Genomic DNA, 20,816 nt, shown 5'->3' with positions numbered 1-20,816 from the left:
CGTCCTGCGGCTTGAGAATTCTCGGGTCGCCGCCATGCGGCGCCCCGAGAATGACGTTGTGGCTTCTCCGCCTCAGACCCCGAAGCTTTTCCGCCAGCCCTCGATATCCTCCAGCGCGACGTTCGATCCGCAGAAGACGAGGCAGACCCGCTCCCCGGGCCGGAACTTGTCCTTCCGGGCAAGGGCCGCGGCGACAGTGCAGGCGGCGGCGGGCTCCAGCAGGACGCGCTCGTTCTGCAGCACCCAGACGAGCTCCCGCACCGCCTCGGCATCCGGCACCACGACGATCTCCTCCAGGAACTGCCGTGCCGCAGCCATGGTGCGCTCCGTCGCGAAGGGCGCTCCGAGCGTGCGCGAGATCGAGGTGGAGCGGATCGGCACGGGCTGCCCGGCCGCGAGCGCCTGCGTCATGGTCGTCGCGCCTTCCGTTTCGACGCCGTGCAGCCGGACGGCCGGGTCGAGCCCCTTCAGAGCCGCGCCGACGCCGGCCGAGAAGCCGCCTCCGCCGATCGAGACGAAGACATGGTCGATCCGCCCGCCGGCATCGGCGGCGAGCTCGAGGCCGAGCGTGCCGTGGCCGGCGATGATCGCCGGGTCGTCATAGGAATGGACATGGACCATGCCCCGCGCCGCATGGGCTTCCGCCTTGGCGAAGGCTTCGATCGAATCCTCGCAGAGCTCGACCTCGCCGCCGGCCTCCCTGGTCAGCCGGATGTTGAGCGCAGGCGTCGCCTTCGGCATCAGCACCAGCGCTCGGGTTCCGACCTCCCGTGCCACGAGCGAGACGGCGATGGCGTGGTTGCCGCCGGAGACGGTGACGACGCCGCGCGCGCGCTCGGCGTCGCTCAGGCGGGACATCTTGTTGAAGCAGCCGCGCACCTTGAAGGAGCCGGCGAGCTGCAGGCATTCCAGCTTGACCCAGGTTTCCACCCCGAGCCGCTCGGACAGGCCGGCGCTGCGATAGGTCGGCGTGCGGCGCACCTTGCCGGCGATGCGCTCGGCCGCCGCCTGTATGTCGGCGAGGCTGACGTCGAACTCCATCCGCGATGGTCCCTGCTTCGTTTCAAGTCTTGGATGAGGTGAGCCGCCGAATTGCGGCCCCGTCAAGCGCGCAGGGCCATTGACCACAGCGGAACCGGGCTTAGCGTGGCGGCATGAAACCTGCGTGTGCGGGCGCTTTCAAGGAGACCCATTCTCGTGACGATGACGCCTAAGGAGATGCTGGCGAAGCTGGTTTCGTTCAACACGGAATCGCAGCGCAGCAATCTCGACCTGATCCATTTCTGCCGCGACTATCTCGCCTCGCTTGGTGTCGAGAGCCGGCTGGCGCCGAGCCCGGACGGGCAGAAGGCCAATCTCTATGCCACCATCGGGCCGAAGGGGGACGGCGGCATCGTGCTTTCCGGCCACACCGACGTCGTGCCGGTAGCCGGGCAGGACTGGACCTCCGATCCCTGGACGCTGACCGAGCGCGACGGAAAGCTCTATGGCCGCGGCACCTGCGACATGAAGGGCTTCGACGCCATCGGGCTCGCGCTCGTGCCGGAGATGCTGGCAGCGCCGCTGAAGCGGCCGATCCACATCGCGCTCTCCTATGATGAGGAGGTCGGCTGCCGCGGCGCGCGGGTCATGATCGAGGCGATGCGGCAGGATGGGATGCAGCCCTCGGCGGTCATCGTCGGCGAGCCCTCGATGATGCAGGTGGTCACCGCCCACAAGGGTGGCCTGCGCATGAAGACCACGGTGCGCGGCCATGCAGTGCATTCCAGCCGCATCGACATGGGCGTCTCGGCAGTGATGGTCGCGGGTGAGCTGATCCACTGGTCCAACGAGACGATGGCCGCGAACAAGGCTCGCACCCCGGCCGGCAACGGCTTCGAGCCGCCCTACAGCACGCTGCATGTCGGCGTCGTGGAGGGCGGAACGGCCGTGAACATCGCGGCCGAGCGCTGCATGTTCACCCATGAAGTGCGCTGCATCCCCGGCGAACGTCAGGAGGATTACGTCGCCCTCTATCGCAGCAAGCTGGCGGAGGTCGAGGCGCGGATGAAGGCGATCGCGCCCGAGACCGGCATCGACTTCGAGGTCACCTCGGACACCCCCGCCATGGGGCCGGAAACGGACGGCGCCGCCGAGGCGCTCTGCCGCCGCCTGACGGGCGACAACGGCAGCCATGTCGTGCCCTACGGCACTGAGGGCGGGCTCTTCCAGCGCGCCGGCTGGTCGACCGTGGTCTGCGGGCCGGGCGACATCGCCCAGGCGCATCAGCCGGACGAGTTCCTCAGCCTTTCCCAGCTCGAGGCCGGCACGGACTTCGTGCGCAGGCTGATCGGCGAGCTGTCGCGCTGATCCGGCCGTCATTCTCGGGCGGCGCGAAGCGTCGACCCGAGAATCTCGGGCAGGAAGAAGCGTCCGAAACTCTGTGTCCTGAGATGCTCGGATCAAGCCCGAGCATGACGTCCCGTTCGCCGAGGCGGAGCGTTACTGCGGCGGAGGCGCCGCCTTCGGCCTCGTATGGCTTGGGCCGCGCGTCGGCAGCGGCACGGCTGGCCTGTCGGTGCGGTACTGGCCGCGTGCGATGGCGCCGAAGAGCAGCACGACCGCGGTCAGCGTCATCAGCCACCAGGGCAGGAGCGGCGCGAAGCCGAACACGCTGAGCGCGAAAGCGGTGGTGTAGGCGGCGACGCCGCCCGCCGCCAGCGCGCCTGGCATCCTGCCGGCGGCCTGGATGGCGAAGTAGAGGCCGGCAGCGGCCGCAGCGGCGCCGACAAGGCCGAGTTCGTACCAGGTCTCGAACAGCAGCGTGGCCGGCGCCGGTTGCGGCAGCACGCCGCTCATCTGCCCGCGAACCACCATGTCGAGCCCATGCCCGGTGATCAGCTCGACCGGCGACTGCCGGATCACATCGGCCCAGATCGACAGCATCTGCGCGAAGCCGCTCGACGAGTCCGGCAGCGCCGAGACCAGAGGCGCCAGCAGGAACGGCAGCACCGGCGCGAACAGCATCAGCCCGGCAACGATGGTGGCGATGGCCTTTGAGGCGAGCTGGCGGTTGGCGGTCACGGCGCCGAAGGCCACGGCCCCGAAGATCATCGCGATGGTCTCGCCGTCCTCGAAGCGCGTCAGCGCCAGCAGCGCCACGATCAGCGCGAGCCCGAGCGCGCTCAGGCCCCTTTCGCGCGACAGCAGCCAGGCGAGAGCCGGCCAGGCTGTGATCAGGATGATCGAGACGCCGCGTTCCACCGCGCCGGGCGGCGTCTCGGCGTGGCGCAGCGCGGCGATGGTGATCAGCCCCAGCGCGAAGAGGCCGGCGCTCGCGGTGCCGAGTGGCGAGAGGTTGAGGTTCGACGAGCGCATCCGCTCGGGCAGGGATGCAAAGCCCACGAAGCCGAGCACGACGGCCAGCAGCAGATTGCCGGCCTTCTCGCTCGCTGCGGCAGGGAAGGGGCTCCAGACCAGCGACAGCGCCGCCCAGGCGACGAGCCCGAGCAGGATCATGCCCGGCAGGCTCAGCACATCCGCGCGCAGCGCCGTCACCAATCGGCGAGGCTCCTCGATCAGCGTGGCGATCAGCAGCAGCGCGACGCCGATCGGCACCAGCACGACGGCGGCGCGGCGCGAGACGAGCGCAGCCAGAGGCAGGACGAGCGCGAGCGTGCCGAAGCCGATGCGCCGCAACAGCAGCGCGGCATCGGCGGCGGGGTCGAGCGGGGCCTGGGCGTTGTTCTTGATCATTGGCTCGGGCGAGAGGAAAGGCGGCTCGGGCGAGAAGAAAGGCCTTGGCTCGCCCGGTTGCCCGCGTCGAGCCGGCGCCACCCTAGCGGCAGGAGAGGCCCAGGGCTGTAGGTGCGGCGCAACACTTTTATGCCATTTCCAGACTGGCGCCGAAGACCGTTGATGCCTCCAAACGCCTGCCACTGGTGCGAAAGCGACGTTCGTGGCAGGAAGCTGGCATGATGATGCTGGCTGCTATCCCCTATGCGAGCGGTTTTGCGATCGATGCCTTTCTGCAGGGCACGGCGGCCCGGCTGAAGCGGCGCGGCCTGCGGCTCGGCGGCGTGGTCCAGCATAATGACGAGGCCTGCGACGACCGTTGCATGGCCATGTCGCTGGAGGATCTGGCGAACGGCCACCGCTTTCCGATCAGCCAGGAGCTGGGCGCCGGCGCCGGCGGCTGCCATCTCGACTCTGCCGGGCTGGCTGCGGCGGCCGCAGCCTTCGCCGGTGCGCTGGCGGAGCGTGCCGATCTCGTCATGGTCAACAAGTTCGGCAAGCAGGAAGCGGCGGGCGAGGGCCTGCGCCAGGAGATCGCCGATGTGCTGCTCGCCGGCCTGCCCCTGCTCATCGCGGTGCGCCGGGATTTCCTGCCGGCCTGGCGGGATTTCGCGGGCGAGGACTGGGTCGAGCTGCCCGCCGACGAGGTTTTGGTCGAGCGCTGGGTCCTGGACGTGGTCCGCCGGGCGGCGTGACCCCGGCGCGATGACGCGGCCATGAGTCCGGAAAACCTGCGTTTCGAAACCCTGGGCCTGATCCTCGCAGGCGGCCTTGCCCGGCGCATGGGCGGCGGTGACAAGGCGCTCGTGCCCCTCGCCGGCAGTCCGATCCTCGGCCATGTAATCGCCCGCCTCCAGGGTCAGTGCGACGGCCTTGTCCTCAACGCCAATGGCGATCCGGCCCGCTTTGCGAGCTATGGCCTGCCGGTCATTGCCGACACGATCCCGGATTTCGCCGGTCCGCTCGCCGGCATCCTGGCGGGGCTCGACTGGCTGGCCGCGCATCGGCCGACGACGCCGTGGCTGCTCAGCGTCGCTGCCGATACGCCCTTCATTCCAGCCGATCTCACCGCGCGGCTCCACGCAGCCCGCGCCGCGGCCGGCACGCCGCTCGCCTGCGCCGCCTCGGCCGGCCGCGCGCATCACGCCATCGGCCTCTGGCCTGTCTCGCTGCGGGAGGATCTGCGCCGGTCGCTCGCAGCCGGAGGGCGCAAGATCGGCGCCTGGACCAGCCGGCGCGGCGTCGCGACAGCAGAATGGCCGGGCGAGCCCTTCGACCCCTTCTTCAACATCAACACGCCGGAAGACCTGGCCGAGGCGGAGCGCTTCGCGGCGCTGGTTCCGTAGCCTCACCCCTCCAGCAGCGCCTTGAGCGCCGCGAGGTCGCGGGTGACCATCGCCGCATCGCGGGCCATCTCGTCTTCGGACATGCCCTCGCGCTGGAACAGGGTGAACACCAGCTCGGCCCCGTCGCCATTCGCCACGACACGCATCGGATTATGCATCGCAGGGCCGTGCTCGGGGATGACGGCATGGTCGAGCACGCCATGGTTGTTGGGCTCGCTGAACAGGATCCGCATCGGCCCCATCGGCGTCTGTGCCCGCCAGACCATGCCCTCCACATGGCTGAAGCTGTGGCCGAGACCTGCCGCCCATTGCGGGAAGTTCGCGGGGTCGGCCAGGAAGGCATAGACCTCCTCGACCGGCCGATCGATCCCGATGCCGATATGGCGGGCGCGCTGCACGGCCATGGTCACGTCCTTTCTTTTGTGAGAACAAAAGAAGAACTAAATGCGCCGCCTGTCAACCCATCCGAGTGCGGCAGGGAAGGAGCGCCTACTCGATGACGATGCGTGGCGCGGCCCGCATGGCCCCGCCGAGGCTCGCCTGAACCTGCCGCGCCAGCGCGACATAGGCCTTGGCGTGAGGGCTTTGCGGGTCGGTGGCGACGATCGGGCGGCCGCCGTCGGAGGTCTCCCGGATCGGCATGGCGAGCGGGATTTCTCCCAGGAAGGGGATCTGCTGCCGCTCGGCCTCGTGGCGCGCCCCGCCATGGGCGAAGATGTCGGATTGGTGCCCGCATTCCGGGCAGATGAAATAGCTCATGTTCTCGACGAGACCGAGGATCGGCACCGCGACCTTCCTGAACATCGCGACGCCGCGTCGGGCGTCGAGAAGGGCGAGGTCCTGCGGCGTTGAGACGATGACGGCGCCGGCGAGCGGCACCTGCTGGGCCATGGTGAGCTGCGCGTCGCCGGTGCCGGGCGGCATGTCGACGACGATGACGTCGAGCTCGCCCCAGGCGACCTCGCGCAGCATCTGCGTGATCGCCGAGATCACCATCGGCCCGCGCCAGATCATCGGCGTTTCCTCCTCGACGAGGAAGCCGATCGACATGATCTTCAGCCCATAGGCTTCCATCGGCGCGAGCGTGCGGCCCGAGACGACCTGTGGCTTGCCCTTGATGCCGAACAGCTTCGGCATGGAAGGGCCGTAGATGTCGGCATCGAGCACGCCGACCTTGAGGCCGAGCCCCGACAGCGCCACGGCGAGGTTGGCGGCGGTTGTCGACTTGCCGACGCCCCCCTTGCCGCTGGCCACCGCGATGATCTGCTTGACGCCCGGCACGCCGCTGGGCTTGGGCGCCCCGCCCGGGGCTGGCTGCTGCGCCTGCCGGCGGGCCTGCATGCCGGCGGAGGGCGGGGCCTTGTCGGCGGTCAGGCCGACGAGCACCTGCGTCACGCCCGGCAGGCCGCCAACTGCGCTCTCGGCCGCCTTGCGGACGGGCTCCATCGCCGTCGCCTCGGTCGGGTCGATGCCGATGGCGAAGATCACCTTGCCGCCATCGACCAGCACATCGGCGATGCGGCCGGAGGCGGCAAGCGATTGCCCGCTCGCCGGCAGCTTCACCAGTTCGAGCGCCCGCAGGACATCGGCTCGGGAAACGGTCACTTCGTTGAACTCCGTTGGCTCGCTGGCGCGGTCAGGCCGCCTTGCGGATATGGAAGACGAGGGCGCCGTCCGCATCCCCCTGCCGCTCGATGATGTCGCCGGTCTCGCGTGCGAGGTTGGGCAGGTCGATCGCCGCCATCGGGTCGGTGCATTGCACGACCAGCAGGCTGCCGGCGCGCGCGGTGCCAAGCGCCTTGCGCACCCGCAGCACTGGAAGGGGGCATTTCAGCCCGCGCAGATCGAGCGGAATCAGGTCCATTGGTCGCGCCCGTCGGGCCGTTGTCGTTGCTGCTTCATAAGCCGGCGTCCCGGGAGCGGCAACGGGTGCCATGCCGCACCACGCACGCTTGACCCGTCCCGTTATGGCGCCGATGAAGACGGATCGAACACTGGGGAGAACCGGCAGCGATGCGAGCGGGCAGCCGAAACGGGCGGGAAGCCTGATGGCGCGGCTGGGCACCGGCCTGAACCACCATTCCGGGCTCATCACCCTTGCCGAGGCGGCGGCGCGGGCCGTCGCGCTGGTCGCGCCGGTCCCCGACACGCTGGACCTGCCGCTGACGGCTGCCGACGGTCATGTGCTGGCGCAGGGCGTGGTCGCGCCACAGGACCTGCCGCTCTTCAGCCACTCCGCCGTCGATGGCTATGCGGTGCGCTTCGCCGACCTTGCGGCGGGCGGCGAGACGATCCTGCCCGTGCTGGGGCGCGGCATGGCCGGCGATGCTCCGGGAAAGCTGGAATGGGGTGCCTGGCGCATTTTCACCGGCGCGCCAATGCCGGAAGGCGGCGATACGATCGTCATGCAGGAGGATGTCGCCCTGCGGGATGGCGCCGTGGTCCTCCCACCGGGCATCCGGCGCGGCGCGAACCTGCGCGTGGCGGGGGAGGATGTCGCGCGCGGGCAGGTGGCGCTGGCGGCGGGGCAGCGCCTGCGCCCGCAGGATCTCGGCCTGCTGGCGGCGCTCGGCCTCCCGCGCGTCAAGGTGCGCCGCAGGCCGCGTGTCGCTCTGTTCTCGACCGGCGACGAGCTGACGGAGCCCGGCCAGAAGCTGGCGGCCGGGGCGATCTACGACGCCAACCGGGCCATGCTGCGCGCCCTTTTGATGCGCGCGGGCGTCGACACCGCCGATCTCGGCATCCTGCGCGACGAGCCCGCCGGGCTTGAGCGCCATCTGCGCGAGGCGGCGGGCGCCTGCGATCTCATCGTCACCTCCGGCGGCGTCTCGGTCGGAGAGGCCGACCATATCAAGGACGCGGTCGCCGCCTGCGGCTCCCTCGACCTCTGGCGCATCGCGATCAAGCCCGGCAAGCCTCTCGCCATCGGCAGCGTGTCCGGCACGCCCTTCATCGGCCTGCCGGGCAATCCCGTCGCCGTCTTCGTCGGCTTCGGCTTCGTGGCCCGGCCGCTCTTGGCCCGGCTGGCGGGAGAGACTGTCCGTCCGCCCCCGACGCTGCCCGTCGCGCTCGGCTTCTCCCACCGCAAGAAGCCGGGCCGGCGCGAGTTCCTGCGCGTCTCGCTGGAGCAGGGGGCGGACGGCGTCGTCGTCGCGCGCCGCCATCCGGGCGAAGGCGCGGGCTCGCTCGCCTCGCTGGCGCAATCGGACGGCCTCGTCGTACTGGCGGAGGAGGTCGAGCAGGCGCGCGAGGGCGATAATGCGCCCTTCATTCCCTACACAGGCCTTCTCGGTTAATCGCGCCGGAACACCACGCTCGCGCCCCAGCCGAGCAGGAGAGCGAGCAGCACGGCCGCGAGCCCGTAGAGCAGCGGCCAGTCATAGGCTCCCGAGGCGAGACGCTGCTCGATGCCGGTCTTGACCACCTCGAAATTCGTCTGCTGGCGCGCCAGGGGCACGCCGCCCGAATAGAGCACGATGTCGACGGTGTAGGAGCCCGTGGGCGCCGTGGCCGGAATGTCGACCGGGGCGCTGAACAGCGAGTTCGACAGGAAGGTCACGCCCCGTTCGTCGTATCCGTAAAGGTCCTTTGCCTGCATGATCCTGACGAGGCTGTCGCGGAACCGCACCGAGCCGGGGTCGAGGTCGATCCAGTTGCCGGGCGCCCGTTCCGCGTTGGCGAGGCCCACGCGGTCCCGCTGCGCGCTCTCGGGGCTCATCATCTCGCCGATGGGGCGGCTGCTGGCGACATGCAGGAAGACCGGGCTGTCGGGGAAGCGTCGCTGCGTGCGGTTGATCCAGATCGGCCCGAGCTGTTCCTTCTCGCGTACCAGCAGCATGCGCCTCGGCCCGCGCACGGTGATGATGATGTCGTAGGGGCCGGAGCGTGCCACCGTGCGCCCGTCGCGTTCGACGAGGCCGAACACCGTGAGCTGGCTGCCGGTGTAGTTCGAGGTGATCTGCACCTGATGGGCCGACATCGCGGCGATCAGCGTCTCCGCACGGGCGCTCGTGGCGCCGAGCCAGGTGCAGAGGATGGCCAGGAGGGCGGAGAAGAGGGCGGTGAACCGCTTCATCGCGCGCTCTCCGGCACGACGACCGAGAAGGGCTCGCTCGGTGGGACGAAGAGCTCGACGGCGAAGCGCATGCCGACCGAGAGGATCAGCAGCGCCAGCAGCAGGCGGAAGGATTCGACGTTGAGATTGCGCGCCGCCCGCCCGCCGAACTGGGCGCCAATGACGCCTCCGATCAGCAGCAGCGTCGCCAGCACGATGTCGACCGACTGGTTGGTGACGGCATGGAGCAGGGTGGCGCCCGTCATCGTCACCAGGATCTGGAACAGCGAGGTGCCGACCACGACGGCTGTCGGAATCCGGAAGAAGTAGATCAACCCGGGCACCAGGATGAAGCCGCCGCCGACGCCGAGCACGGCGCCGATGAAGCCGATCACGATGGCAAGCAGCGCGATCGGTATCACGCTGCAATAGAGGCCGGAGCGGTGGAAGCGCATCCGCATCGGCAGTCCCATCCACCAGGGATGCATGCCGCCGCGCCGCTTCAGCCGCGCCGGCTTGCCCGCCCTGACCCGCATGAGCGCCCGCAGCGCATCGTAGAGCATCAGCCCGCCGATGATCGAGAACAGCGTGACATAGGAGAGCGTGATGACGAGCTCGAGCTGGCCGAGCCGGCGCATCGTGTTGAAGAACAGCACGCCCAGCACGGTGCCCAGGATGCCGCCGCTGACCAGCACGCCGCCGAGCTTGAGGTCGAGCGCCCTGCGCCTGAGATAGGTCAGCACGCCGGTCATCGATGAGCCGGCGACCTGTGCTGCGACCGTCGCCACCGCCACGGCGGGCGGGATGTCGAGGAAGATCAGGAGCGGCGTCAGCAGGAAGCCGCCGCCCACGCCGAAGAGCCCGGAAATGAAGCCCACCGCGCCGCTCAGCCCGAGTACCATCAGCACGCTGATCGGAAGCTCGGCGATCGGCAGGTAGATCTGCACTTTTACCCCTCGCAGGCGGGTATGGAGGCGTTCGCTTGCAATGATCGATCCCGCGCCGGAGCGTCCGGGTCAAGACAAGCCGCTGAAAGGAAAGACGGGCCGCAAGCGGCCCGACTTGAGGAATAGCTTTTTCTTTGCCGCGTCAACACGTCGAAAGCATGACGCCGCGTCGTGTCAGATACGGGCCGGCTTCGTCGGCTTGGCCGCGGCCGCCGTGGGGGCAGGGTCCCAACCCTTGGGCGGCGCAGTGACCTCGTTGGCGACGGCATCCAGCGTCTTCGGCTTCCAGTTGTTGGCCTGGGTCCGCACCGTGGCGAGCTCCTCCGCCTTCAGTCGCTGGCCGACTTCGTCGCGCTTGCGGGCCGCGTCCTCGTCGCCCTGGCCGGCGGCGACCGCGAACCAGAGGAAGGATTGCGACAGGTCCGTCGGCGCGCCAAGGCCGCGGCCTAGCAGCACGGCGAGGTTGTACTGGCTGTCACGCACGCCGAGCTCGGCAGCGCGCTGGAACCACTCGGTCGCGACGGCATAGTCCGGCTTGCCGGTGACGCCCTCGGCATGGAGCACGGCGAGGTTGTGCATCGCCTTGGCGTTGCCGCGCTCGGCGGCGCGCTGATACCAGATTCGGGCGAGCGCCAGGTCGCGCTGCGTGCCGATGCCCTTCTCGAACATGTTGCCGACGCGGAACTGCGCGGGGGCGAGGCCGGCGACGGCGGCGCGCTCGAACAGGCGCAGCGCCAGCTTCGGGTCGCGCTGAGTGGCCGGGCCGTCTGCGGCGCGGCTCGCCAGCTCATAGACGGCACGCGCGTCGCCATCGAGCGCGGCCTTGCGCAGTCCGTTGCTGCCGAGGCTGGCCGGCAGATCGCCGACACCCGTCACGGCCTGCACCGCTTCCGGCGCGGCGGGGGGCGCCACGGTCGCCTGAGGCTCGGCCGCGGCTGGCGGCAGGGAGGCCGTGATCTGGCCGGGCAGGGCGCTGCCCGGGGCAAGGCCCATGGGGGTCGCCAGCGGGGACGGCGACAGGGCCGATGTCTGGTCGGCGGCCGGGAACGAATCCTGGGCAGCCGCCTGCTTCGCGGGCTGGGCGAGCTGCGTCGACTGGGCGGCCGGCTCCATCGGCGCCTCCGCCTGGGCGGCCGGGCGGGCGATCAGGCTGCGCGCCTCGCCCGATGCCGTGCGGGTCTCGTCCTTGCGCAATGCGCCCGTGACGATATGGGCCGTGCCGAGCGCCAGAAGCAGGGCGGCAAGGCTGAGCAGCAGGGGCCGCTTGCGCCTCGCGAGCAGGTCCTTGATCTTGCGCGAGCTTTTGGGCGCGGTCTGCGCCGCATCGGAGGGCGCGGTCGCGGCGGCCTCGCTGGCGGCCTTGGCCGAGCGTCGGGCCGCGGCGATCAGGCTCTGGCGGACGGACTGGAGATCCTGCCCCCCGGCGACGGGAGCTTCCGCGCGCGGCCGGCCGGAGCCGGGCTCCAGCGGAAGGTCGAAGGCCGTATCCGCCAGCGCCGGTACGGGCTGTTCCGCCCGTGACGGCGCAGCTGTCGGGGCGGCCGCGAATGCGGGGGCCCCGAAGCGATCTTCCGCCAAGGCACTGACGGGAAGGTTCACGCTCTCGCGCGGCGCGGCGGGGCGATGCTCGCCACCCTGCAGCTCGGCCTCGAGGCTCGCGAGCCTCGACATGATGGTTTCGAGAGAGGTGTGGACGGCGCCAAGCGCGTGCTGCGTCTGCCGCTCGGTCGAGACATGGGTGTCGCGCAGATCGGCCACGAGGTCGGAAAGCTCGGCCATGCCCGTGCCCGTGACCGGGGCTGCGGTGCCGGCTGTCTGCGCGAAGGAGGCGCGCTCCGCGGCGTTTTCCTCCCGCATCGAGCGCAGATGCGTGACGAGGTCCTGCAGCGTCCGCTCGATGCCGGTTTCGGCGGAGCGGGTCGCGGCAGCCTCGTCCAGCCGGGCCGCGATCCCGGCGATCTGGTGTTCGAGCGCCTCGAAGGATTCCGGCCGGGCGCCGGGCGCTCCGGCTTCGTCGATCTTGTCGGCGAGCCGCCGCAGCATCTGCTCGATGGGGCCGGTATCGACCGGGGAGCCGTTTTCGCCGCCGCCGACCATCCGGCCGAGCTGGCTCGATGCGGCGAGGCTCTCGATACGCCCGGCGAGCGTCTCGATCTGGCGCACGACGGGTGCGGGACCCCTTTCCGCTAGGATCTCGATGCGCTGCTGGAGGGCGTCGATCCGATCTTCGATCCGGGCGCCCGGCTGATGGGCGGCGGCCTCGTCGAAGCGGTGCGACAGCATTTCGATCTGCTGTGCGAGCGAGGCGAGCGCGCCCGCGCCGAGCTCCGGGCCGCGCCCGGACAGGACGGCGCCGCGCACATCCTCGATCGCGGCCGAGATGTTGCGCAGCTCGCGCGGGTCCGGCTGGTCCTCGCGAAGGCGGACGACCTCGTAGCCGAGCGACGCCACCTGCTGGGCGAGCTCGTCCAGCTTGCCGAGCTGCCCGCCGGCGGCGACGAGATCGCGCAGCTCCGCGATGTCGCGCATGATCGGGGCGATGAGGGCGGGGTCGCTGCCGCGCGCCGTGAGCGCGTCGACCTTGGCGGAAAGATGCGCGATCTCGCTCTGGATGCGCCGGTCGCCCGCGCCGGTCCGTTCCTGCGCGAGCCGGGTGACTTCCGATTCGATCCGCGCGAGCGGCTTCAGCAGCGATTCGATCCGCTCATGGCGGTCGAAGCCGTCGAGGCGTTCGGACAGGGCTGCGATCTTCGTTTCCAGCCCACCGGCTTCGGCTGGCCGGGCTCCACGGCCGGCAAAGGAGAAGCGCGAGCCGAGCTCGCGCAGATCTTCGCGCAGTGCCGAGATGCGTTCCGGCGCCACCGCCGTACGATGCGGAGCTGCCGCCTCGTCGTTGTCGAGGACGCGCTGGCGCGTGCGGATGTCAGTGACGGCGGCGCCCAGCCCCTCGCGGTTGAAGGCGGGGCGGCCGGATGGCTCGGCCCGCTCGGGCCGGGTCTCGGCGCTGCGGCGCTCGATCTCGGCGATGCGCTCGCCCATGGATTTGATGGCTTCGGCGATGACGCCGGTCGCGCGCTCCTGGCGCTCGGCCGTGCCGCGCTCGCTCGACGACAGGCGCTCCTCGGTCTTCTCGATCCAGCGGGTGATCGAATCGAGCGCGCCTGCGGTCTGGCTGTTCGCCTCCTGGGTCAGCCGTTCGATATTGGCCGTCTGCGTGGTGAAGGCGTCTGTGTCTCTGACGTGCGGGCCGGGCTGCGCCTGGCGCGGAGCCGTTTCGGCGAGGCCTTGCGACAGCAGGCGAGCCAGCCGATCGGAAAGGGCGGCGATGTCGAGTTGCTCGGGCGTGCCGTCGGCTGGAGCAGGCGGCTTGGCGGAGTCCTGGCTCTCGACGCGAATCTTGTTGTCGAGCCACTCGCCCAGCGTCATGCCGGCGCGCCGTGCCGCTGCCTTCGCCGCATCGCGCGTCCGGGGATCGACGCCCTTGACGCTCCAGGGCAAGCTTGTCGCCATGTTTCGCTCGCCTACCGGGGCCTTTGCAGTCCTGGGCGGGCGCAGCCCCCGATGCCGCTGCCCTCCGTTCGCGGCTCGGCGATCCTGAAGATGGCGTTGACGAAGCACGCCGCCGAGCATGCCCTGACATTTCGCCGACATGGTAAACAGCAGGTTAAGAAATGCGTCGGAGGGCCACGCTTTTTCGCTGAACGCGGCGAATGCGGGCCTGGTGGAGCGCGCGTAACGGTAACTTACCCCGGCAAAAGACCGCATTACCTGACGCTACGAGAGCATCTTCCCTATCTAGACCTATCTGCAGTACGCCATGCTTTGGGCTTGTTTCGCCCTAGGTTGGCTCATTCGACACTCACCAAGGAACGAGACCTCCATGCCACGCCCAAACCTGGCCATGGCGGGTTCTTCGAATCATGAAGCCCGCTCTGCTACCCTTGTCGCCGAGGCTGACGGCGACTTTACCATCAGCGATCTCGCGCGCGATTTCGGCGTTACGCTGCGCACTCTGCGCTTCTACGAATCGCGCGGCCTGATCTCGCCGACCCGCTCAGGCACGACGCGGATCTATTCGGCGCGGGATCGCGCCCGCCTCGCTCTCATCCTCAAGGGCAAGCAGCTCGGATTCACGCTCGTCGAGATCCGCGCCATGCTCGCCAACGAGGATAAGAAGGGCTCCACGGGCGAGAAGGCGGCCTCCGTCGGCGGCCTCCAGCTCACCCGGCCGCAGATCGTCGAGCAGCTCGAGCTGCTGCGCAGCCAGCGTGCGGAGATCGAGAGCGCGATCGCCGAACTCGAGACGTCGCTGGCGCGTCTGAAGGCCTGAAGGCGCACGGCGTCATTCTCGGGCGGAGCGAAGCGCAGATCCGGGAATCGCAGGCAGGACAGGGCGGGGGCCTTGTCTGGCGGGAGATGCTCGGGTCAGGCTCGAGCATGACGCCCCATGGAAACCCCGGCTCTGCCGGGGTTTTTTGTTGCCTGGGTCGGCTCCACTGTCCGCAGGAAGACAAAAAGGCGGCGTAACGGTTGCAACTGCAATCAGATTGTTTATATATGAACTATCTAGATCCCACGGCTGGAGCCGTGGCCGTCACGCGACGAGAGGGAGGGCCAGATGCCGGTCTACAAGGCGCCCGTCGAAGACACGCTGTTCCTGCTCAACGACGTTTTCAACATCGAGCGCTACAACAACCTGCCGGGCTTCGCGGATGCGACGCCGGATTTGATCGAGGCCGTGCTCGGCGAAGGGGCCAAGCTCTGCGAGGAGGTGCTCCAGCCGATCAATCAGTCCGGCGACCGTGAAGGCTGCACCCGCCATCCGGACGGCCGCGTGACCACGCCCAAGGGCTTCAAGGAAGCGCACGAGGCTTATGCCGGCGGTGGCTGGATCGGGCTGGCAATGGACCCCGAGTATGGCGGCCAGGGCCTGCCCTACACGCTCGGCGCTGTGATGAACGAATACGCCTCCGCCGCGAACATGGCCTTCGCCATGTATCCCGGCCTCACGATGGGCGCGATCGCCGCGCTCTACGTCCATGGCTCGGACGAGCAGAAGCGGACCTATCTGCCCAAGATGATCGAGGGCGCCTGGTCGGGCACGATGAACCTGACCGAGTCGCATTGCGGCACCGATCTCGGCCTGCTCAAGACCAAGGCCGTGCCGAACGGCGACGGCTCCTATGCCATCACCGGCACCAAGATCTTCATCTCGGCTGGCGAGCAGGACATCACCGAGAACATCATCCATCTCGTGCTCGCCCGCATCGAGGGCGCGCCGGCAGGCACCAAGGGCATCTCGCTCTTCGTCGTGCCGCGCAACAACATAAGCGCGGATGGCTCCGTCGGAGAGAACAACCACGTGTCCTGCGGCTCGATCGAGCACAAGATGGGCATCCACGGCAACGCCACCTGCGTGATGAACTACGAGGGCGCGCAGGGCTGGCTGATCGGGGCCGAGAACAAGGGCCTCAACGCCATGTTCGTGATGATGAACGAGGCCCGCCTCGGCGTCGCCATCCAGGGGCTGGCACAGTCCGAGGTCGCCTACCAGAACGCGGTCGTCTACGCGAAGGAGCGTCTGCAGGGCCGCGCCCTGACCGGTGCCCAGGAGCCCGCCAAGGCGGCCGATCCTATTATCGTCCACCCTGACGTGCGCCGGACGCTGATGTCGATCCGCGCCTTCAACGAGGCGGCGCGCGCTTTCGTGCTCTGGAATGCGCTGAAGTCCGACGTCGCCCATCGCTCCGGCGATGCCGCCGAGCGCCAGGCGGCGGACGACCAGCTCGGCCTGATGACGCCGGTGCTCAAGGGTGTGCTGACCGATATCGGCTTCGACAACGCCGTGAAGGCCCAGCAGATGTTCGGCGGCCATGGCTACATCGCCGAGACCGGCGTCGAGCAGTTCGTGCGCGATGCCCGCATCGCCATGATCTACGAGGGCGCCAACGGCGTGCAGGCCATGGACCTCGTCGGCCGCAAGCTCGGCCGCGACGGTGGCCGCGCCATCATGTCCTTCTTCGGAGAGGTCGGCGGCTTCATCAAGGAGAACGCCGAGGACGAGGCGCTGAAGCCCCTGCTCGGGCCTCTCCAGGCCTCGCTCGGCCATCTGCAGCAGGCAGCGATGTGGTTCATGAACAACGCGCTCGCCAAGCCGGACAATGCCGGCGCCGGCGCGAGCGACTTCATGCACCTGCTCGGCCTCGTCTCGCTCGGCTATATGTGGGCTAGGATGGCGAAGGCGGCGCAGGAGAAGCTCAAGGCCGGCGCCAACGGCGCGACCGAGCGGATGAACGCCAAGTTGGTGACGGCGCGCTTCTTCATGGAGCGCAGCCTGCCGGAGACGGCGGCGCATCTGGCCCGGATTACAGCTGGCGCGGACAGCACCATGGCGCTCAGCGTCGAGCAGTTCTGACGAAATCGCCGGCTTTCCGTCATTGTGATGAGCGCAGCGACGAAGCAATCCAGAAGCACAAGAGCTCGACGCTTCGACCCGGTCCCTCTGGATTGCTTCGCTCCGCTCGCAATGACGGCTAGGCTCGACCAACGATAAGACAGCCCCGGGAGTTCCCTCGATGGCAGACGCATTCATCTACGATCACGTCCGCACCCCTCGGGGAAAGGGCAAGGCCGACGGCTCGCTCCACGAAGTCACGGCCATCGAGCTCGGCACCCAGGCCTTGCGCGCCATCAAGGACCGCAACGGGCTCGATCCGCGCCTCGTCGAGGATGTGGTGATGGGCTGCGTCGACCCGGTCGGTGAGGCCGCTGCCGACATCGCACGCACCGTCGCGCTCAAGGCCGGCTACGGCAAGGAAGTGCCGGGCGTGCAGATCAATCGCTTCTGCGCGTCGGGGCTCGATGCCGTGAACCTCGCTGCCGCGCAGGTCATGTCCGGCCAGAAGGAGATGGCGATCGGCGGCGGCGTCGAATCCATGTCGCGCGTCGGCATGGGCGCCTCAGGCTTCGGTATCGCTGTCGACCCCAGCGTCGCCATCGACACCTATTTCATGCCGCAGGGCATCTCGGCCGACCTGATCGCGACGAAATACGGCTTCTCGCGGGACGATGTCGACGCCTTCGCCGTCCGCTCCCACAAGCGCGCCGCCAAGGCCTGGGAGGAGGGGCGCTTCAAAAAATCGGTGATCCCCGTCACCGACGTCAACGGCCTGATCATCCTCGACCGCGACGAGACGATCCGGCCCGGCACCGACATGCAGGCGCTCGCCGCGCTCAAGCCCTCCTTCGTCCAGATGGGCGAGATGGGCGGCTTCGACGCGGTCGCGACCGCAGCGCACCCGGATGTCGAATTCATCAACCACGTCCACCATGCCGGCAATTCCTCCGGCATCGTCGATGGCGCGGCGGCCGTCCTCGTCGGCTCGAAGAAGGCCGGCAGGTCGGCCGGCCTGAAGCCCCGCGCCCGCATCAGGGCCTTCGCCACCAGCGGCTCCGACCTCGCGCTGATGCTGACCGGGCCGGTCGACGTCACCGAACTGGTGCTGAAGAAAGCCGGCATGAAGACGTCGGACATCGACCTCTTCGAGCTGAATGAGGCCTTTTCCTCCGTCGTGCTGCGCTACCAACAGGCGTTCGACATCGACGACGCGGTGCTGAACGTGAACGGCGGCGCCATCGCCATGGGCCACCCGCTCGGCGCGACCGGCGCGATGGTACTTGGCACGGTGCTCGACGAGCTGGAGCGGCAGGACAAGCAGACCGCGCTGGTGACGCTCTGCGTCGCGGTCGGCATGGGCGTCGCCACCATCATCGAACGGGTGTGAGCGGACGGGCAGGGAGAGAGATCATGAACCTCACCAATTTCCGCTTCGAGACCGACGCCGACGGTATCGCCGTCGCGACCTGGGACATGCCGGAGCGCTCCATGAACGTCATCACCCCGCAGGTGATGGAGGAGCTGAACGAGATCGTCGACAAGGTCGCTGCCGATGAGGCGATCAAGGGCTGCGTCGTCACCTCCGGCAAGGAGAGCTTCTCCGGCGGCGCCGACCTCACCATGCTGCAGGGCCTGCGCGATCTCTATGTGAAGCTCGCGAAGGAGAAGGGCGAGGCTGTCGCGCTGCAGAGCTTCTTCGACGAGAGCCGCAAGCTCTCCCTGCTCTACCGCAAGCTCGAGACCTGCGGGAAACCCTTTGCCGCCGCGATCCATGGCGTCTGCCTCGGCGGCGCCTTCGAGCTTTCGCTCGCCTGCCAGTATCGCGTCGTCTCCGACGATGCCTCGACCCGCGTCGGCCTGCCCGAGATCAAGGTCGGGCTCTTCCCCGGAGCCGGCGGCACGCAGCGCGTATCGCGCCTGATGCAGACCGGCGACGCGCTCCAGATGATGTTCAAGGGCGAGCAACTGAAAGCCCTGCCGGCGCGCAATATGGGCCTCGTCCATGTCGTCGCGCCGCGCGCCGACATCGTCCAGAACGCCAAGGACTGGCTCAAGGCCAACCCCAAGGCGACGGCGCCCTGGGACCAGAAAGAGTTCAGGCTGCCCTCCAACAAGGTGCATTCGCCGGCCGGCATGCAGATCTGGCCGCCGGCCAACGCGATCTACCGCCGCGAGACCAACGACAACTATCCGGCTGCTCGCGCGATCCTGTCGGCAGTCTATGAGGGGCTGCAGCTCCCCATCGACCTCGCGCTCAAGGTCGAGAGCCGCTACTTCGCCAAGATCCTGCGGACGAAGGAGGCGGCCTCGATGATCCGCTCGCTCTTCGTCTCGATGCAGGAGCTGAACAAGGGCGCCCGCCGCCCGGCCGATGTGCCGCCGTCGAAGCTCAAGAAGGTTGGCGTCGTCGGCGCGGGCTTCATGGGCGCCGGCATCGCATACGTCACTGCGCTCGCCGGGCTGGACGTGGTGCTGGTCGACAAGGACGTCGAGGCGGCCGAGAAGGGCAAGGCCTATTCGCACAAGCTGGTCTCCGACCAGATCATGAAGGGCCGCGCCAAGACCGCAGACCGTGACGCCCTGCTCGGCCGCATCAAGGCCTCGGCTGACTATGCCGATCTGAAGGGCTGCGACCTCGTCGTCGAAGCCGTCTTCGAGGACCCGAAGGTCAAGGCCGAGGTCATCGCCAAGGTCGAGGCCGTGGTCGGCCCGCGCACCATCTTCGGCTCCAATACCTCGACGCTGCCGATCACCGGCCTCGCGCAATCGAGCCAGCGCCCGAAGAACTTCATCGGCATCCATTTCTTCTCGCCGGTCGAGAAGATGCTGCTGGTCGAGGTCATCATGGCCAAGAAGACCGGCGACAAGGCGCTCGCCATGGCGCTGGACTTCGTCCGCGCCATCAAGAAGACGCCGATCGTCGTCAACGACGCGCGCGGCTTCTATGCCAATCGCTGCGTCGGCAACTACATCCGCGAGGGCCATCTCATGCTGATGGAGGGCGTGCCGCCGGCGATGATCGAAGCTGCCGGCAAGCAGGCCGGCATGCCGGTCGGCCCGCTCTCGCTCAACGACGAGGTCGCGGTCGATCTCGCCTTCAAGGTGCTGAAGGCGACCAAGGCGCAACTCGGCGAGGGCGCTGTCGATCCGGCGCAGGAGAAGCTGCTCTCCGACATGGTCGAGAAGCATGGCCGTCTCGGCCGCAAGAACCGCAAGGGCTTCTACGACTATCCCGAGGCTGGGCCGAAGCGGCTCTGGCCGGGGCTCGCCGATCTCGCCGGCAAGCGGCTCGATCCCGAGAGCGTCGACATGGAGGAGCTGCAGCAGCGCCTGCTGGTGACGCAGGCCCTCGAAGCCGCGAAGACCTACGAGGAAGGTGTCGTCACCGATCCGCGCGAGGCAGATGTCGGCTCGATCATCGGCTTCGGCTTCGCGCCCTATTCAGGCGGCACGCTCTCCTACATCGACAACATGGGCGCGGCCGCCTTCGTGAAGCTCTGCGAGAAGCTCGGCAAAAAGCATGGCGAGCGCTTCAAGCCGAGCCGCGGCCTCAAGCGCATGGCGAAGACGGGTGAGAGCTTCTACGGCGCTGCGGCCGCGAAAGCGGCGGATAAGGCGGCGGCCTGAGCGGCGAAGCATGGCTGTCCAGCCGATTATCCGCTTCCCGGACCCGCGCCTGCGCGTGGCGGCTGAGCCCGTCACACGCTTCGATGCCGATCTGCGTGCGCTCGCCGACGACCTGCTCGATACGATGCGCGCCGCGCCGGGCCTCGGCATCACCGCGCCGCATATCGGGGTAGCCCTGCGGCTCGTCGTGCTGGAACTGGAGCCGGGCAGGGTCGGGGTCTACGTCAATCCTGAGATCGTCGAGGCTTCCTCCGACACGATCCGCCAGACCGAAGGCAGCGTCTCGATGCCGGGCGTGGTCGAGGAGATCGAGCGCCCGGCACGCGTGACGATCCGCTATCGCGACCTCGACGGCGCCGAACATATCGAGCCCGCGGAGGGTTTCCGCGCCGTCTGCCACCAGCACGAGATCGACCAGCTTGACGGCATCTTCTGGATCGACCGCCTCTCGCGCCTCAAGCGCGACAGGGTCATCGCCCGTTATCGCAAGCTGGGGCGGGGGTAGATCTTCCGCCGAGGTTGCCCGGCTACTCTCCGTAGGCGCGCTGAAGAATTGCCAAGAGCTGCAATCCTGTTTCTCGGTCAAATTGGATTGTTTGGCTCAGCTTTCCGGGAATCTCTCGATCTGCGGAGCCAAAAGTGTCTATTTGGATGATGGGGCCATTGGCCCC

The 20,816-nt window shown here is 68.7% G+C and carries 17 protein-coding genes; 9 read left to right on the top strand and 8 right to left on the bottom strand.

The genetic code is table 11. The features are described from left to right. Positions 1 to 72 precede the first annotated feature (72 nt). Complete coding sequence (locus BoBH3_RS06350; RefSeq protein ID WP_262329927.1) at positions 73 to 1,041, bottom strand: threonine ammonia-lyase; 969 nt, start codon at positions 1,039 to 1,041, stop codon at positions 73 to 75. 162 nt (positions 1,042 to 1,203) lie between these two features. Here BoBH3_RS06350 and argE point away from each other — a divergent pair, with 162 nt between their 5' ends. Continuing rightward, positions 1,204 to 2,349, top strand: coding sequence for an acetylornithine deacetylase (gene argE, locus BoBH3_RS06345; RefSeq protein WP_262330444.1), 1,146 nt, complete (start codon positions 1,204 to 1,206; stop codon positions 2,347 to 2,349). Positions 2,350 to 2,481: 132 nt separating this feature from the next. Here argE and BoBH3_RS06340 read toward each other — a convergent pair whose 3' ends face one another. Then, positions 2,482 to 3,735 carry a peptide ABC transporter permease gene (locus BoBH3_RS06340; RefSeq protein ID WP_262329926.1) on the bottom strand — a complete coding sequence of 418 codons (1,254 nt, stop codon included), beginning with the start codon at positions 3,733 to 3,735 and terminating at the stop codon, positions 2,482 to 2,484. A 218-nt stretch (positions 3,736 to 3,953) separates the two neighbouring features. Here BoBH3_RS06340 and BoBH3_RS06335 point away from each other — a divergent pair, with 218 nt between their 5' ends. Both BoBH3_RS06335 and mobA read left to right on the top strand, forming a co-directional pair. Next, on the top strand, positions 3,954 to 4,469 hold the full coding sequence (locus tag BoBH3_RS06335) for a DUF2478 domain-containing protein (protein WP_262329925.1): 516 nt from the start codon (positions 3,954 to 3,956) through the stop codon (positions 4,467 to 4,469). A 21-nt stretch (positions 4,470 to 4,490) separates the two neighbouring features. Then, positions 4,491 to 5,120 (top strand): molybdenum cofactor guanylyltransferase MobA, encoded by a 630-nt coding sequence (mobA, locus tag BoBH3_RS06330; protein WP_262329924.1) that lies wholly within the window; start codon positions 4,491 to 4,493, stop codon positions 5,118 to 5,120. A gap of 2 nt (positions 5,121 to 5,122) precedes the next feature. Here mobA and BoBH3_RS06325 read toward each other — a convergent pair whose 3' ends face one another. The 3 genes from BoBH3_RS06325 to BoBH3_RS06315 all read right to left on the bottom strand — a co-directional run bounded on the left by BoBH3_RS06325 (position 5,123) and on the right by BoBH3_RS06315 (position 6,984). Further along, positions 5,123 to 5,524: an SRPBCC family protein gene (locus BoBH3_RS06325; protein WP_262329923.1), complete on the bottom strand. Its 402-nt coding sequence runs from the start codon at positions 5,522 to 5,524 to the stop codon at positions 5,123 to 5,125. Positions 5,525 to 5,609: 85 nt separating this feature from the next. Then, positions 5,610 to 6,725 carry an Mrp/NBP35 family ATP-binding protein gene (locus BoBH3_RS06320; RefSeq protein ID WP_262329922.1) on the bottom strand — a complete coding sequence of 372 codons (1,116 nt, stop codon included), beginning with the start codon at positions 6,723 to 6,725 and terminating at the stop codon, positions 5,610 to 5,612. Between the two features lie 31 nt (positions 6,726 to 6,756). Continuing rightward, the gene (locus BoBH3_RS06315; protein ID WP_262329921.1) at positions 6,757 to 6,984 is read right to left on the bottom strand and encodes a sulfurtransferase TusA family protein; all 228 of its coding nucleotides are present in this window, start codon (positions 6,982 to 6,984) and stop codon (positions 6,757 to 6,759) included. A 184-nt stretch (positions 6,985 to 7,168) separates the two neighbouring features. Here BoBH3_RS06315 and BoBH3_RS06310 point away from each other — a divergent pair, with 184 nt between their 5' ends. Beyond that, positions 7,169 to 8,416: a molybdopterin molybdotransferase MoeA gene (locus BoBH3_RS06310; protein WP_262329920.1), complete on the top strand. Its 1,248-nt coding sequence runs from the start codon at positions 7,169 to 7,171 to the stop codon at positions 8,414 to 8,416. On the opposite strand, the gene BoBH3_RS06305 is transcribed toward BoBH3_RS06310, so the two are convergent. The 3 genes from BoBH3_RS06305 to BoBH3_RS06295 form a co-directional block, all read right to left on the bottom strand. Beyond that, complete coding sequence (locus BoBH3_RS06305) at positions 8,413 to 9,195, bottom strand: TIGR02186 family protein (RefSeq protein WP_262329919.1); 783 nt, start codon at positions 9,193 to 9,195, stop codon at positions 8,413 to 8,415. The two genes, BoBH3_RS06310 and BoBH3_RS06305, sit on opposite strands and share 4 nt — an antisense overlap. After that, positions 9,192 to 10,121, bottom strand: a complete 930-nt coding sequence (locus tag BoBH3_RS06300; protein ID WP_262329918.1) for a sulfite exporter TauE/SafE family protein — start codon at positions 10,119 to 10,121, stop codon at positions 9,192 to 9,194. The genes BoBH3_RS06305 and BoBH3_RS06300 overlap by 4 nt, the downstream gene beginning before the upstream one ends. A 174-nt stretch (positions 10,122 to 10,295) precedes the next feature. Beyond that, positions 10,296 to 13,631, bottom strand: a complete 3,336-nt coding sequence (locus BoBH3_RS06295; RefSeq protein WP_262329917.1) for a hypothetical protein — start codon at positions 13,629 to 13,631, stop codon at positions 10,296 to 10,298. A 370-nt stretch (positions 13,632 to 14,001) separates the two neighbouring features. Here BoBH3_RS06295 and BoBH3_RS06290 point away from each other — a divergent pair, with 370 nt between their 5' ends. The 5 genes from BoBH3_RS06290 (at position 14,002) to BoBH3_RS06270 (ending at position 20,650) form a co-directional block, all read left to right on the top strand. Further along, positions 14,002 to 14,451, top strand: a complete 450-nt coding sequence (locus tag BoBH3_RS06290) for a MerR family transcriptional regulator (RefSeq protein WP_262329916.1) — start codon at positions 14,002 to 14,004, stop codon at positions 14,449 to 14,451. Between the two features lie 288 nt (positions 14,452 to 14,739). Beyond that, complete coding sequence (locus BoBH3_RS06285) at positions 14,740 to 16,536, top strand: acyl-CoA dehydrogenase C-terminal domain-containing protein (protein WP_262329915.1); 1,797 nt, start codon at positions 14,740 to 14,742, stop codon at positions 16,534 to 16,536. A 160-nt stretch (positions 16,537 to 16,696) separates the two neighbouring features. Beyond that, positions 16,697 to 17,905 (top strand): acetyl-CoA C-acetyltransferase, encoded by a 1,209-nt coding sequence (locus BoBH3_RS06280; protein WP_262329914.1) that lies wholly within the window; start codon positions 16,697 to 16,699, stop codon positions 17,903 to 17,905. 23 nt (positions 17,906 to 17,928) lie between these two features. Next, on the top strand, positions 17,929 to 20,145 hold the full coding sequence (locus BoBH3_RS06275; protein WP_262329913.1) for a 3-hydroxyacyl-CoA dehydrogenase NAD-binding domain-containing protein: 2,217 nt from the start codon (positions 17,929 to 17,931) through the stop codon (positions 20,143 to 20,145). A gap of 10 nt (positions 20,146 to 20,155) precedes the next feature. Further along, on the top strand, positions 20,156 to 20,650 hold the full coding sequence (locus tag BoBH3_RS06270; protein ID WP_262329912.1) for a peptide deformylase: 495 nt from the start codon (positions 20,156 to 20,158) through the stop codon (positions 20,648 to 20,650). Positions 20,651 to 20,816: the final 166 nt, after the last annotated feature.

This window comes from Allobosea sp. BH3, from assembly GCF_025499465.1.
Taxonomy (GTDB): domain Bacteria; phylum Pseudomonadota; class Alphaproteobacteria; order Rhizobiales; family Beijerinckiaceae; genus Allobosea.
The sequence above is the reverse complement of the archived record's forward strand: the minus strand, read 5'-3'. Positions and strand labels throughout refer to the sequence as shown.

Coding starts and splice junctions, on each gene's coding strand:
- mobA (WP_262329924.1), top strand. CDS start 4,491: ATGAGTCCGGAAAACCTGCGTTTCGAAACCCTGGGCCTGATCCTCGCA.
- BoBH3_RS06325 (WP_262329923.1), bottom strand. CDS start 5,524: ATGGCCGTGCAGCGCGCCCGCCATATCGGCATCGGGATCGATCGGCCG.
- BoBH3_RS06275 (WP_262329913.1), top strand. CDS start 17,929: ATGAACCTCACCAATTTCCGCTTCGAGACCGACGCCGACGGTATCGCC.
- BoBH3_RS06305 (WP_262329919.1), bottom strand. CDS start 9,195: ATGAAGCGGTTCACCGCCCTCTTCTCCGCCCTCCTGGCCATCCTCTGC.
- BoBH3_RS06315 (WP_262329921.1), bottom strand. CDS start 6,984: ATGGACCTGATTCCGCTCGATCTGCGCGGGCTGAAATGCCCCCTTCCA.
- BoBH3_RS06295 (WP_262329917.1), bottom strand. CDS start 13,631: ATGGCGACAAGCTTGCCCTGGAGCGTCAAGGGCGTCGATCCCCGGACG.
- BoBH3_RS06280 (WP_262329914.1), top strand. CDS start 16,697: ATGGCAGACGCATTCATCTACGATCACGTCCGCACCCCTCGGGGAAAG.
- BoBH3_RS06335 (WP_262329925.1), top strand. CDS start 3,954: ATGATGATGCTGGCTGCTATCCCCTATGCGAGCGGTTTTGCGATCGAT.
- BoBH3_RS06310 (WP_262329920.1), top strand. CDS start 7,169: ATGGCGCGGCTGGGCACCGGCCTGAACCACCATTCCGGGCTCATCACC.
- BoBH3_RS06350 (WP_262329927.1), bottom strand. CDS start 1,041: ATGGAGTTCGACGTCAGCCTCGCCGACATACAGGCGGCGGCCGAGCGC.
- BoBH3_RS06340 (WP_262329926.1), bottom strand. CDS start 3,735: ATGATCAAGAACAACGCCCAGGCCCCGCTCGACCCCGCCGCCGATGCC.
- BoBH3_RS06285 (WP_262329915.1), top strand. CDS start 14,740: ATGCCGGTCTACAAGGCGCCCGTCGAAGACACGCTGTTCCTGCTCAAC.
- argE (WP_262330444.1), top strand. CDS start 1,204: ATGACGCCTAAGGAGATGCTGGCGAAGCTGGTTTCGTTCAACACGGAA.
- BoBH3_RS06270 (WP_262329912.1), top strand. CDS start 20,156: ATGGCTGTCCAGCCGATTATCCGCTTCCCGGACCCGCGCCTGCGCGTG.
- BoBH3_RS06290 (WP_262329916.1), top strand. CDS start 14,002: ATGCCACGCCCAAACCTGGCCATGGCGGGTTCTTCGAATCATGAAGCC.